The organism is Baia soyae (genome assembly GCF_004341445.1).
GTDB classification, from domain to species: Bacteria; Bacillota; Bacilli; order Thermoactinomycetales; family Thermoactinomycetaceae; genus Baia; species Baia soyae.
Map to the genome: position 1 here is coordinate 19,168 of NZ_SLXV01000014.1, position 14,339 is coordinate 33,506.

12 protein-coding genes are annotated in these 14,339 nt (G+C 42.8%); all 12 read right to left on the reverse strand.

The features are described from left to right. Positions 1-4 precede the first annotated feature (4 nt). The 12 genes from ytaF to citZ all read right to left on the reverse strand — a co-directional run bounded on the left by ytaF (position 5) and on the right by citZ (position 14,192). Positions 5-682 carry a sporulation membrane protein YtaF gene (ytaF, locus tag EDD57_RS06160; protein WP_131848602.1) on the reverse strand — a complete coding sequence of 226 codons (678 nt, stop codon included), beginning with the start codon at positions 680-682 and terminating at the stop codon, positions 5-7. An 80-nt stretch (positions 683-762) separates the two neighbouring features. Beyond that, on the reverse strand, positions 763-1,590 hold the full coding sequence (gene mutM, locus EDD57_RS06165) for a DNA-formamidopyrimidine glycosylase (protein ID WP_131848603.1): 828 nt from the start codon (positions 1,588-1,590) through the stop codon (positions 763-765). Between the two features lie 30 nt (positions 1,591-1,620). Further along, on the reverse strand, positions 1,621-4,281 hold the full coding sequence (gene polA, locus EDD57_RS06170) for a DNA polymerase I (RefSeq protein WP_131848604.1): 2,661 nt from the start codon (positions 4,279-4,281) through the stop codon (positions 1,621-1,623). A 570-nt stretch (positions 4,282-4,851) separates the two neighbouring features. Then, positions 4,852-5,085, reverse strand: coding sequence for a hypothetical protein (locus EDD57_RS06175; RefSeq protein WP_131848605.1), 234 nt, complete (start codon positions 5,083-5,085; stop codon positions 4,852-4,854). A 16-nt stretch (positions 5,086-5,101) separates the two neighbouring features. Next, positions 5,102-5,452 carry a DUF2085 domain-containing protein gene (locus EDD57_RS06180; protein ID WP_243649463.1) on the reverse strand — a complete coding sequence of 117 codons (351 nt, stop codon included), beginning with the start codon at positions 5,450-5,452 and terminating at the stop codon, positions 5,102-5,104. 602 nt (positions 5,453-6,054) lie between these two features. Then, the gene (gene pnpS, locus EDD57_RS06185) at positions 6,055-7,797 is read right to left on the reverse strand and encodes a two-component system histidine kinase PnpS (RefSeq protein WP_131848606.1); all 1,743 of its coding nucleotides are present in this window, start codon (positions 7,795-7,797) and stop codon (positions 6,055-6,057) included. Between the two features lie 6 nt (positions 7,798-7,803). Continuing rightward, positions 7,804-8,514, reverse strand: a complete 711-nt coding sequence (locus tag EDD57_RS06190) for a response regulator transcription factor (RefSeq protein WP_131848607.1) — start codon at positions 8,512-8,514, stop codon at positions 7,804-7,806. Between the two features lie 168 nt (positions 8,515-8,682). Continuing rightward, entirely contained in the window at positions 8,683-10,140 is a 1,458-nt protein-coding gene (locus tag EDD57_RS06195) for a PH domain-containing protein (protein ID WP_165873690.1), read from the reverse strand. Next, complete coding sequence (locus tag EDD57_RS06200; protein WP_131848609.1) at positions 10,124-10,618, reverse strand: PH domain-containing protein; 495 nt, start codon at positions 10,616-10,618, stop codon at positions 10,124-10,126. The genes EDD57_RS06195 and EDD57_RS06200 overlap by 17 nt, the downstream gene beginning before the upstream one ends. Before the next feature lie 116 nt (positions 10,619-10,734). Continuing rightward, complete coding sequence (mdh, locus tag EDD57_RS06205; protein ID WP_131848638.1) at positions 10,735-11,676, reverse strand: malate dehydrogenase; 942 nt, start codon at positions 11,674-11,676, stop codon at positions 10,735-10,737. A 28-nt stretch (positions 11,677-11,704) separates the two neighbouring features. Beyond that, on the reverse strand, positions 11,705-12,994 hold the full coding sequence (gene icd, locus EDD57_RS06210) for an NADP-dependent isocitrate dehydrogenase (protein ID WP_131848610.1): 1,290 nt from the start codon (positions 12,992-12,994) through the stop codon (positions 11,705-11,707). Positions 12,995-13,079: 85 nt separating this feature from the next. Beyond that, positions 13,080-14,192 carry a citrate synthase gene (citZ, locus tag EDD57_RS06215; RefSeq protein ID WP_131848611.1) on the reverse strand — a complete coding sequence of 371 codons (1,113 nt, stop codon included), beginning with the start codon at positions 14,190-14,192 and terminating at the stop codon, positions 13,080-13,082. Between the last annotated feature and the right edge of the window lie 147 nt (positions 14,193-14,339).

Genomic DNA, 14,339 nt, shown 5'->3' on the forward strand with positions numbered 1-14,339 from the left:
TCCTCTACCAAATCCGAAACAAGCCCAGAACGATTAAAATAATCCCTGGAAGATACGAAACAAGATCACTAAATCTATTATATTGAAAACGAAATCCAATCCACATCCCACATCGCAAAAATATCCCACACATAAGCGTAATCAAGCCAGCTACTATAAAGGGGGAGTAACCAAGTAGAGCAACGCCCAAACCCGCCCCCAGCGAATCAAGCGAAAGCGCAATTCCAAGTAAAATGGCCTCTGTCGCATTAATACTGCCCGAATGATCCATATCAGCAGTTGTTGGCTTTTTGAGAATTTGAATCACAAGACCCCATTTGGGTAGTTCCCATATCCACACTTTGGGATCGATCACTTGTGCAGCAACGAGTACACCCTCTTGTCCATTATCTATTTCTTCTCTGTCCTCTTTCAATCTAGTCATATATTGATACAATGTCCAGCACCCCAGCAAAATGAGGATCGTAGCTCCAATCCATTTTTCCATCTGAGGAGAAAGCCATAACCCAATCTGATCTCCAATCGCCATTGTAAGGAAGATACTAAGCCCTGAGCATCCTGCAATAATGAGGATGGAGCCAAACGGGATCCGTATCTTGCGCAGTCCATATGTAATACCAGCACTAAAGCTATCTAAACTAACTGCAAAGGCTAATCCAATCATCGTCCATATATGCCACATAAGAAAACTCCCCCATATCACTAGGTGCTATCCTAGCATATGAAGGAGCCCATAAGGAGGTGCCAAACAAGGGGACCGCGTTACGTTTGACACTGAGGGCAAATATGTGTCCCTCGTCCACCTACCACCAAACGTTCAATCGGATTGCCACAACCATAGCATGGCTCATTCTTCCGTCCGTATACCTTAATTTGTAGTTGAAACATCCCCATCTCGCCTTGTCCATTTACATAGGAACGAACCGAAGACCCACCTGCCTCCACGGCCCTTGACAATGTTTCAGAAATGCTGTGGTAGAGCAGATGAATCTCTTCATCCGTTAGCTCATTGGCACTCCGTTCGGGATGGATTTTTGCGCTATGTAACGCTTCATCCACATAGATATTCCCTAAACCAACTAATATCTCTTGATTGAGCAATAAGGGTTTAATCTTCGTTTTTCTCCTACGAATCGCTGCGTCAAACCACTCCAGTTGGTATTGATCTGGATCTAACGGCTCTGGGCCTAGCTTTTTAAGCGGCAGATGACTCTCCTCTTCACCCTTTGGAAACAAATGCATCGTACCAAATTGGCGTACATCCTTATAACGAAGTTCTGTACCATCTGTAAAGTGGAAAATCACATGTGTATGCTTCTCTAAATCGTCCCCTTGATCCGCAACTCGGTATTTTCCTTCCATTCGCAAATGGGAAACAATCACCCATGGATCACAAAAAATCTTTAAAAACTTACCTCTTCGTCCGATTCCTGTAATCGCGGCACCTTTTAGTTCTCTACAAAAAATCTCAATATTATCTGGGCGCTGGATGATTCGAGGAAGGTGAACCGATACATCTTGAATCGTTTTCCCCACTACTAATTGCTCTAGCGTTCGGCGGACTGTCTCCACCTCTGGTAATTCTGGCATCTTCTGTCTCTCCCCTAGTTGTGCTTCAAACTATTTGGCTTCGTACCAACTTTGACCTATGTTCAGATCAACCACTAATGGGATTGATAGCTCTACAGCTTGTTCCATCATCTCACGTACCAAATCTCCCATACTACCTAGCTCTTCCACCGGAACTTCAAAGATCAACTCGTCATGAACTTGAAGTAGCATTCTACTTTTCATTTTCTTTTCGACCATCACACGATCGATTTCAACCATCGCCTTTTTAATGATGTCCGCTGCTGTTCCTTGAATGGGTGTATTCATTGCTGTTCGCTCTGCAAAGCTACGGCGTGCAAAATCAGTAGCATATAGCTCCGGAAGATAACGGCGACGTTGGAGCAAGGTCGTAACATAGCCATCTTGCTTGGCTTGAGCCACAATATCGTTCATATATTGTTTCACGCCTGGATACGTCTCGAAATAACGTTCAATAAATTGTTTGGCTTCCTTCTGAGGGATATTTAAGTTCTGGGACAAGCCAAAGGGACTAATTCCATACACGATACCAAAGTTAACCGCCTTGGCCTGGCGACGCATGAGGGAAGTAATCTCTTCTTCCTTCACTTGGAAGACATCCATCGCTGTCTGGGTGTGAATATCCTTAGCCTCACGGAATGCCTTTTGCAAACTAGGATCTCCCGAGATATGTGCTAACACGCGAAGCTCTACTTGCGAATAATCCGCAGCTAAGATCATCCAATTCTCTTCAGACGGAACGAAAACTTGACGGATTTTCCGCCCTTCTTCCAGCCGAATCGGGATATTTTGCAGATTCGGCTCCACGCTGGACAAACGTCCTGTAGCAGCAATCGTCTGGTTAAAATGGGTATGAATTTTCCCATCTGCACCGATTTCTTTTTTCAGACCCTCTACATAGGTGCTCAAAAGCTTTCCTACTTGTCTGTAATGAAGAATTTTATCCACAATCTCATGTTGCGGAGCTAATTTTTCTAATACATCTGCGCTCGTTGAGTAACCGGTCTTCGTCTTTTTCAATACAGGTAAGCCTAGTTTATCAAATAGAATCTCACCCAATTGCTTCGGCGAATTAATATTAAAATCTGTACCCGCTATGTCATAGATTTCAATTGTGAGACGTTCGAGGGTCTCTTGAAGAACGGAACCTAATTGCTCTAATTGCTCCCCATCTACTTTTACCCCTAGTTTCTCCATTTTCCCTAGTACACGTGATAATGGCATCTCTAAATCGTAGAGTAGATTAGCTAAATCGGTTCTCTCAATCTCTGGTTTTAATTGTGATTGCAGGCCATAAAGTACATATGCTTTTTGGGCGAGGTGTTGCGCAAGGTTTTCCCCTGTAGGAAGCTTTCGTTTTGCACCTTTCCCATACACTTCTTCATCAGAAGCTAGAGTATATTCACTATGCTGTGAAACAACATCGCTTAGGCTCAAACTGGTTTCAGAAGGATTTAGCAGATAGGCGGCCAATAGGATATCCATTTCGATTCCCTCTAATGAAATCCCTAGCTTGGAAAGGGCAATCTCTGATCTCTTCCCATCAAATACAACCTTCTGAGAGTTGCTTGATCCAAGCCAATCTAGGAGTTTATTCCACTTCGAAACCACATTCGCTGGAATATACAGATTGGTAATTCCATCAGATATAGATAAACCAACTAACTCGGAACGATGCGGATTCTCTTCACTCAATTCTACATTCAGAGACAAAGAATCTGATTGTAATAGATCATTCCAATCTCCCATAGAATCCTCTGACACGATTTGATACTCTACTAATGTTTGATCCGACTCAGATGCCTGTCCAGACTGGTCTCCCAACCCTTTTTTGATCCGATCCACCAATGTTTTAAACTCTAGCTTTTTAAACGTCTCGATTACTTCTTCTGTATGAATCGAGGGTTGCTCTAAATCATCGATTCCAAAGTCCAAAGGTACCTCACAATAAATAGTGGCAAGTCGTTTACTTAGTAATGCTTGCTCCTGAAATTCAGTTACTTTTTCCTGTAGCTTTTTCCCAGGTAGATCAGCAACACGGGCAATGATCTCTTCTACTGAGCCGTGCTGGTGTAATAGCTTCAAGCCTGTTTTTTCTCCTACTCCAGGGATGCCGGGAATATTGTCAGATGGATCTCCCATTAATCCTTTCAGATCAATGATTTGGGAAGGAGTTAAGCCATAACGGTCTTGAATGCTTTCTGGAGTATATCGATCTGCTTCTGTCACACCTTTGCGAGTCATTAACACGCTAACCTGATCTGTCACTAATTGGAACAAGTCTTTATCTCCACTCACGATGAGGGTTTCCATCTCCTCGGCATCTGCCATTTTAGACAGTGTCCCGATAATATCATCTGCTTCATATCCTGCAAGTCCATAATATCGGATTTGGCAGGCATCTAATACTTCTTTAATCAACGGGAACTGCCCGGTTAGTTCACCAGGCGTTTTATCCCGTTTTCCTTTGTATTCTTGATAAAACTCGTGGCGGAATGTATCCTTGCCCTCATCGAATGCGACAAGCATATGGGTTGGTTTTTCTTCTTCTAGTACTTTTAAGAGCATCATGGCAAATCCATAGGCGGCATTGGTATAAAGTCCGGATGAATTTGTTAACAATGGCAGGGCATAAAAGGCGCGAAAGGCAATGCTATTTCCATCGATGAGAATGATTTTTTTCTTAGACAATTGGTTCACATCCGTATCTAGATTCTATTATCGAAAAAACATATTGATTATGATTACTAACCATGAAGCCGGTCCCGGGGCATGTATCTGACCACAGCTCAAATAGTGAGCCTGCGAGGATGTGGAAAAGCAAGTCCGCTCCGTCCCTTCGCTTCGGGCAAGTAGCAAAACTCGCAAAGAACGCTCAGACATTGCCACAAAACGCCCTTGCTTCGAATGACTACGCTAAGTAGCCTCACTAACATCCCAGTGGTCAGATACATTACCCTCTTCCATTTTCATTTGCTAGTTGATTAACAAGGCTGTTTTTTAGAGCTTCTTCAAATCATGATTATTCCACTTGCTTGTTAACAAAAAACTCGGTCTTTGACTTCTTTTCAATCATAGGTTTGTATTTCAATCACTCTCTTTCATCCATCAAAAGGTATGAAAGAGAGTTCATATTAAACATAGATTTGAGACTCTATCATTGTATCATGCGGAGCACATTTTCTTCCAGTTTGGTGGTAGTAGATTTCCAGTACAAAAAGCCGTACTGTGGCTTAGTGCGGCTAGTAGAATATAATTATCTTATCGAATACACTCACAGTCGGGAGTTGGAGCACATTCGAGTAAACAGTCAGGTACGTCATTCCAACTGTGTTTAGAGTTCTTCTTTTTTCTCTGATAATACCAGACCATGAAACCAAATCCCAAAATACCCATTCCTAGTAAAATGGCTCCGTATTTAAATTCACCTGAGCATAACGCGATAATGCCACTTAACAGAAAAGAAACGTTCAGCCCCAGTAATAGAAAAAACAAAGTGGTTTCCCTCCCGCTACAAAATATCCTCTAAAAGTAGGGAAATGAAGTGAGTCGCTAAAATAGACATACCGATCCCACTTAATAATCCTGTCACACACCGTAATGTATTCGTACTCTCACGAAATTTAACCAGTTGAGTAACTCCATCTATCAGCGTAGGGATCTGCAATAAGAATCCTAACCACCACGGAACAGGAAAAGGAAGTAGAAGGAAAACTGGTAACCACAAATATCCGACTAGAATACTCAAACAACGAGCACAAATTGGCATCGGCTTTCCATTTACATGAAAGCACCGAGAGGCCTTGCGATGACAGGGAACTACATACGCTAATCGTGTCCACATACTAGCTTTTGATTCCATAACTCACGATCCATTCTAGAGAGAATAATAATCTACCAAATCCTTCCCGACTATCAAGTATAAAAACATCAACTTTTAGTCAATAGTGAAGTAGATTAGACAATTCACTCATCACATTAGCAATCAATCCTAATCTAGAAGCACACAGTACGGATACTGGAATAAGAAGCCCATCGATTAATCAGTACATCGGAACAGACTAGAGGCAATGTGTCTGACCACTGCGATGTTAGTGAGCCTACTTAGCGTAGTCCTTCGAAGCAAGGGCGTTTTGTGGCAATGTCTGAGCGTTCTTTGCGAGTTTTGCCACTTGCCCGAAGCGAAGATAGGACTACGCGGACTTGCTTTTCCACATCTTCGCAGGCTCACTATTTGAGCTGTGGGCAGATACATGCCCCGGGCTTGCTCCAATAGCTAATAAATAGCCCTTGTATTTCTATAAATAGACGGTAATCGTCGAGCAAATGATCCTGTTATCCATCGTCCACTAAAACCAACAAAAAGAAGCTCTTAGAAGAAATCACAACCTTCTCCTAAAAGCTTTATTGCACATACTCCACCCCATACACATCGGGGTTCATTCCCCAGGAAATAGAACGCAACTACTCCTTCGAAAACCAAATCGTAAAAGTAGTCCCCTCACCCATTTTACTGGTTACCTTTATCTCTCCTTCATACTCTTCAACCAAATGTTTCACGATAGCAAGCCCAAGTCCAGTTCCACCCGATTCACGCGATCGAGCTTTATCCACACGATAAAAGCGCTCAAAAATCCGCCCTAAATCCTCTTCCGGAATCCCCATGCCTGTGTCAGAGACTACCAAAATCCAATCCTTCTCCTCTTGGTCCACCTGCACTCGTATTTCGCCACCTGCTGGGGTATAGGCGATAGCATTACTTACTAGATTTAAGACAATCTGTTTCAAACGATCTGGATCCATTCTAATTTGGAAGTCTTCTTTTATCTCCACTCGTAATGTTTGTTCTTTATTACGAGCCTGTTCATCTAATGTTTTGGTAATGTTTTGTAAGAAACTAGCAATGGAAAGTTGCTCAAAATTCATCGCCATCTGTTTCGATTCAATAGTCGATAAATCCAATAAATCTCCTACCAAGCGTTGCAAGCGAATACTCTCTTCCAAGATAATCTTGAGAAATTCCTGACAAGTATCTGGATCTTGCATGGCTCCATCCAATAATGTTTCCGAAAATCCTCTAATGGAGGTAATCGGCGTTCGTAGCTCATGAGAAACGTTAGCCACAAAATCTTTTCTCATCTGCTCTAGGCGTCTGATAGCAGTCAAATCATGGAAAACAGCCACTACTCCAATCCCATTTGATTCCACCCACATTGGAGCAAGGTTCGCCTCTAAAATACGCTCGACTGGGTAATGGAGATGGATCTCTTCTCTAATTCGAGTTCCTGTCTGGGCACACCTTGAAATTAATGAACAAAGGTCAAATGTTGTCTGGATTTCGTCATATGGAACCCCTACAATTTCACTTGGCTTCGCACCAAATTGCCGTTCAAATGATTTATTAGCGATACTTACACGGCCTCTGGCATTTACCATTAGTAATCCACTTTCCATCGATTCAATCACGCTTGTTAACCTGCGCTCACTCTTCCGAATCGTTTCCATCTGAAATTGCAGAGAATGAGCCATTCGATTAATGGCCCGTCCCAAACGCCCAATTTCATCTTTTCCATCTTCTTTTACCCTTCGGTGGAATCGTTTCTGGGCGATATCAACGGCTACCTGTGTCATCTCCTCTAACGGTCGTGTCACACTACTCGCGACCCGGGAACTCGCAAAAGCGGCCAATGCATACGCGATGATGAGCCCTCCTGCAAGGGATAACCATACTTGTGAAAGAGATTGATTTACCTCGTCTAAGGGAGAGGAAATCCGAACAACCCCGACTTTTTTCTCGTCATGAATAACCGGTACTGCCGCAATCAATTCATCCGACTTGGGAATCGTAATGACTTCAGAACCATTGGACTGTGAGCGAATCTGTTCCCACTCAGCCTCTAACTCGTCATTTGATTTACTGTTCGTCGAATCACCAAGCACTTTGCCTTGTACATTATATAGAGTTACATGTGCCTCTAAGGTATCTCCAAATGCCTTGATTTCTTGCTGTAGAGAAGCTAAATCGCTCTCGCTACCATCCCATTCAATGGTTTCAGCAATCATCTTACTTTCTTTTGTAAGCCGACTGCTGAGTGAGTCAATATAAGAGGAATGTAATAAAAGTGCTAAAAAAAATCCTGTTCCTAACACAGAGCATCCGATTAAAAACAGAAAAAGTGAAGTAATTCTAGCTCGAAACGTCTTCATAATGGGCTATAACTTCTTTCCCTCAAATTTGTAGCCAATCCCTCGAACCGTCTTAATATAATGTGGATTACGAGAATCGACTTCGATCTTATCTCGCAGATGGCTTACATGCACATCAACGATTCGTGAATCCCCTACATAATCATAATTCCAAACCGCATTCAGCAACTGATCACGAGATAGCACCTTTCCGCGATGGTTTGCCATATAGGCTAGTAATTCAAACTCTTTCGGGGTCAACTCCAATTCCTCTCCAGCACGAGTCACTTCATAGCCATCTGGATTTATTAACAAATCACCTATTTTAATCAATGATGTTTCTGACTCTTCCTGCTGACTCCCCTTTAATGCTTCCACCCTACGAAGAATGGCTTTCACTCTCGCAGTTAGTTCCCGTGGGCTAAATGGCTTGGTCATATAATCATCGGCACCCAGCTCCAAACCAAGCACCTTATCAAACTCATCTGATTTTGCCGTAAGCATGAGAATCGGAACATGGATTTTCTCTTGGCGCAACCGTCGACATACTTCCAACCCATCGATCTGAGGAAGCATGAGGTCCAATAATAATAAATCGGGAAGTTGATCCTTTAATTTCTCGATCGCCATCAATCCATCCGAAGCACTATCTACAAGAAAGCCTTCTTTTTCTAAATTAAATTGTACCAACTTTACAATTGAAGACTCATCATCCACTACTAAAATTCGTTTTGACATGTCGTCACCCCACGTATCTTGATGTTACCTCTATCATCCCTGATTTCACTTCCTATTTCCAATGATTCAATCCGTTTTTTACAAATCCTTTACAAGAAGTCCGTTTCGGAAAAATAAAAACAACGGCAAAAGGTTCACTCTACCCCTTTGCCGTCACTGCTTATTCTCCTATAGCTCCATGAACTTCTCTGCTTCATGGTGTGAAATATGTCCAATCCCAATAGGCTTACTTGTTAACAACGTCGTGTACCATGTGACTAAGTTATGTTTTCGATAAAAGGGGCTCTGCCGGATCCTTTTAAATTGAATCGATCTACCATCCACAATCTCCGTAACACGGCTTATCCCTCGACTCCGGTGGACGATTGTTTTTCCAATCAATCTATAGCCTCCGTCCAGGTAACAGAGCCATGAATAGCCAACTATACCCATACTGATACCAATCCCGATCAAAGCAGTCCATTGCCAGCTCGGTAGCCAAAAGGTATAGATGCCTCCGGCGATTGCAAAACTGATAAGCACCTTAAGCCAAATCCACTTCTTTAGAGGAATAGGTGAGAATCGTGTAAGATTCACATCAACACCTGTTTGGAATTCTGGTAGGTATTCGCTGAAGAATTCCTCTAAATTTGCCCGACGCACAAAAGGAAAGAGTATGTCCTTCTCCTTATTATCGTCGTCCTTACCTGTACACTCCACTGCTATGCTAACCCAGCCAAACAACTGACGAATAGGGCTCTCGACAATTCGTACTGCTTGAATCTTCTTCATTTGAATCGATGTACGATATTTCTCAAAGAAACCTCTCTCGATAATAAAACTTGAAGGAAGCCTTGTTAATTGAAATCGATAAAACTTGATAAATGTGAATAAGGCAGAACCACCCCACGCAACTAAAATCGCAAGGAAAATCTCGATCATAATCATCGTTTGACTTGTCCAGTCAATTCCGGAAAACAATTGCGATACTCCTTGAGCAACTTCCTGCTTGAACCCACCTAATTGAAAGTCACTCAGTAATTCGCTCAAGCGATTAAATAGTGCCCATAGAATAAAAATCACAGCTATATTAAAAGTGCTGAAGGAAAGTAATCTTAATTCGGATGAGGAAATACTTTTGATCCGTTTCTGTGATGAATCTGTATGTGAATCAGGGGATTGCGAGTCATCAGTCTGGATTTCGATTGATGGCACTGTAGAAATAGGTGCTTTTTCGTCTAATAACTTTCTCTTTAACTCCTCTGCCGCTTCTAAGCGTAACCCGACTAACTTCACCTCTGCTCCTTTTCCACTAGGAGTCTCAATTTGAAGAGTTGTCAGCCCTAAAAGCCTTTCGATCACAGATTGAGTCACATCCACCGTTTGAATTCTCGAATGCGCGATCACCATCTTATGCTTTGTAAAGGCCCCCTTATAAAGGTGAAAGTCCGTATCCGATACATGATATAGAGTGAACTTCCAATCCAAAACAGCTAAAACGAGAGCAAATGCAACGACTGCTAAAAGTCCCCACAATCCCCAAGCAGTTGTGAAGGAAGCAACTACGATACCAATTAAAGGGAAGATGAGATCCTTAAAAAACTTGATTATGTATAAAATCATTGCCTTCTTACTCAGTTTTTGCATCGATTTCATCCTCATCTACTTTAATCCATTGGCGAACTTGCTCGCATAATCTCTCTGCTTCTTCAATTGGAATATATGCAACCTCAAATACACCACTGCCACCTGTGTGAACACGAAACTCGGCTAAGCCATATTTGCTAATGATGGGACCTGTTTTAATATCAACATGTTGAATCCTGATCATCGGAACATAAATGGAGCTTCGAAATAGCGCACCTTTTTGTATCACCACATCACGCTCATCCACATCGTAGCGGAAGTATGTCCAGCGAAAGCGATTGAGCCAAAAGAAATCTAAAATCCAACACAATATAGAAAGACCTAACACTACAGCCGGAATCCATAATGGCCAATTCCAATAGTCACAAAAGAAAAAACCAGCAATACCGATTAAGGCTCCTGCACCATAAAAAATAGTAGACTGCATCTGATGCGCGCGAAACGAATTTTCTGGAAGCGTTTGAGTTGGCTTCTTCATAACCTCACACTCTCTTCATAAAGTTCAATTTACTTAATACTAAAGATACCCATTGTGCTGGCAAGTAAACGTAAAGACACACCCTGTGCGCCAAGGGTGTGTCTCACGTAACAAGACTATGCGTTTAATACTTGCATCACTTTACGAACGGAGTCAGCTGACTTATCGAGCTCTTTCTTCTCTTCGTCCGTTAATTCTAGTTCAATTACTCGTTCAATTCCACTGCCACCTAAGACGGTTGGAACACCGAGGTATAGATCGTTGTAGCCATATTCGCCTTCTAGGTAGGCGATAGATGGTAAGATACGCTTCTTATCTTTTAAGATCGCTTCTGCCATTTGAGTAAGGGCAGCTGCTGGAGCATAGTAAGCACTACCGTTGCCAAGTAGGTTTACAATTTCTCCGCCACCTTTACGAGTACGCTCTACAATTGCGTCAAGACGGTCTTGTGGGATAAGCTTCTCAAGTGGAATCCCACCTGCATAGGAGTAGCGAACGAGTGGAACCATGTCGTCGCCGTGACCGCCTAATACGAAGCCTGTTACGTCTTCTACAGATACATTTAATTCTGCGGCTACGAAGCTACGGAAACGTGCTGTATCTAAAACGCCCGATTGGCCGATTACACGTTCTTTCGGGAAGCCAGATGTACGGAATACTTCATAGCTCATCGCGTCTACTGGGTTTGTAAGTACAAGAATAATACAGTTTGGAGAGTATTTTACGATTTGTTCTGTAACAGAACGCATGACTTTGGCATTGGTATTTACAAGGTCGTCGCGGCTCATACCAGGCTTACGAGCAATCCCTGCAGTAATAATCACAAGATCCGAGTCTTTGGTATCTTCATAGGAACTTGTTCCTGTGATATTTGCATCAAATCCTTGAACTGGGCTTGCTTCAAACATATCAAGCGCTTTTCCCTTTGTTGGGTTTTCTGCTTGTGGGATGTCAACGAGTACTACATCACCCAATTCTTTTTGCGCTACCATAAGAGCAGTTGTAGCACCTGTAAAGCCGCCACCAATCACAGAAATTTTCTTACGACGAATCATGATCATTTCTCCTCTCTATTTATCACCGTTTTTACGCCATGTTTTTGATAACTGCGTCCGCAAACTCGGAACATTTTACCTCAGTTGCACCATCCATCATACGTGCGAAATCATAGGTAACCGTTTTATTCAAGATTGACTCTTCGATTCCTTTATACACAAGATCTGCAGCTTCTTGCCATCCAAGGTATTCAAGCATAAGAACACCGGATAGGATAACGGATCCTGGGTTTACTTTATCGAGACCTGCATATTTCGGGGCCGTACCATGAGTTGCTTCAAAGATAGCATGTCCTGTTTCGTAGTTAATGTTAGCGCCTGGTGCGATTCCAATACCGCCTACCTGTGCAGCCAACGCATCGGAAACGTAGTCACCGTTCAGGTTTAGAGTCGCGATAACATCATACTCTTTCGGACGAGTTAGGATTTGTTGCAAGAAGGCATCCGCAATCACATCTTTTACGATAATCTTGCCTGCTTCTTCTGCTTGTGCTTGTGCTTCGTTTGCCGCCCCTGAGCCTAGCTCTTCTTTGATGCGATCATACTGTGCCCAAGTAAACACTTTATCCCCAAACTCTCGCTCTGCCACTTCATAGCCGTGAGACTTAAATAAGCCTTCTGTAAACTTCATGATATTTCCTTTATGTACGAGCGTCACAGACTTACGATTATGCTGAATCGCATATTCAATAGCAGATTTCACAAGGCGTTCAGTACCCTCTTTTGATACAGGTTTAATTCCAATACCAGATGTTTCTGGGAAACGAACCTTCTTAACCCCTAGTTCTTCTTGCAAAAAGGAAATTACCTTTTTCGCTTGTTCTGATTCAGCTTCCCATTCAATGCCAGCATAGATATCTTCAGAGTTTTCACGGAAGATCACCATATCCACATTTTCAGGATGCTTCACAGGAGATGGTACTCCTTCAAAATAACGAACCGGACGGAGACAAACATAGAGATCTAATTCTTGGCGTAGGGCCACGTTTAATGACCGAATTCCGCCCCCGACTGGAGTGGTGAGTGGCCCTTTGAGCCCTACTAGATACTCTCTAACGCTATCGAGCGTCTCTTCTGGAAGCCACTGACCCACAGTATCATGCGCCTTTTCGCCAGCAAGCACTTCCATCCACGCGATACGCTTGTCACCTTTGTACGCTTTTTCAACAGCCGCATCTAATACGCGTTTCGCTGCTGCCCAAATATCAGGACCAATTCCGTCCCCTTCAATAAACGGGATAACAGGCACGTTTGGAACCTGTAATTTTCCGTTTTGAATCGTAATCTTTTCCCCAGCAACTGGTGGGACATATTGTGCCATGATGCTACACCCCTTATTTTGTTCGCTGAATATATAAAAAGAAACCAACGGGACAGCAGCCGCCAGCCACTGCCCCTAGTTGGCATTAACGTTGTTCAATTGGTACGTATTTTTGATTTACAAGGCCTGTGTAATCTGCACGAGGGCGGATCAAGCGATTGTTACTGTATTGCTCTAAAGCATGCGCTGTCCAGCCGGTAATGCGACTAATTGCAAAGATAGGTGTAAAGATATCACTTTGGATCCCTAGGTAGTTGTATACGCTTGCTGAGTAGAAATCGACATTTGGTAAAATGCCCTTTTGCGATACAACTAACTCATCCAATTTGATAGACATCTCATACCATTTGGTTTCTCCCATTTGCTCGCCTAGCTGGCGGGACATCTCTCTTAGATGTTTTGCACGTGGGTCTCCATCTTTGTATACACGATGCCCGAAGCCCATAATTTTCTCTTTGTTATCGAATTTTGCTTGTAGATAAGTTTCCACACGGTCCAAACTATCAATCTCTTTTAGCATTTCCATCACTTGCTCGTTTGCTCCTCCATGAAGAGGGCCTTTGAGCGCGCCAATCGCACTGGTGACGTCTGAGTAGATATCTGTCAAAGTAGCCGCTGTTACACGAGCTGCAAATGTGGAAGCATTTAATTCATGGTCAGCATGGAGCACGAGAGCTTTGTCAAATGCTTTTGCTGCAACGTCTGATGGCACTTCTCCATTCAACATATAGAGGAAGTTTGCCGCAAAGCTTAGACCAGGCTTAGGAGCTACTGGTTCATTTCCAGCACGAAGACGAGCAAATGCTGCTACGATAACCGGTAGTTGAGCGGTTAATCGAACGGATTTACGGTAGTTTGCATAGTGACTATTGTCTTCTGTCTCTGCATCGTATAAGGATAAAGCAGAAACTGCCGTACGTAGGAAGTTCATTGGATGTCCATCTAGAGGCCATGATTTGTACTGCTCAAGCAGCTGTTCTGGCAAAGCAGCATATGCTTCCAATTCTTGCTTCAATTGCTCTAATTCAGACTTCGAAGGTAAACGACCATTCCACAGAAGGTACGAAACCTCCTCAAAAGTAGCATGATCTGCTAAATCATCAATGTCATATCCACGGTAAGTAAGCACTCCGTCCACAATGGAACTGATTTCAGAAGTAAGTGCTACAACACCCTCTAATCCTTTTGCAACCATGATATATCGCTCCTTTGTTCAGTCTAACGCGCATATAGGCACCGATGCATTCTATATTCACAAGTGAAGGCGATGTCAATTTGATTATAAATGAAAATAGCAAAATATAGGAGGGCCGATCATTACTTTATATAATTGATGCCTTATACA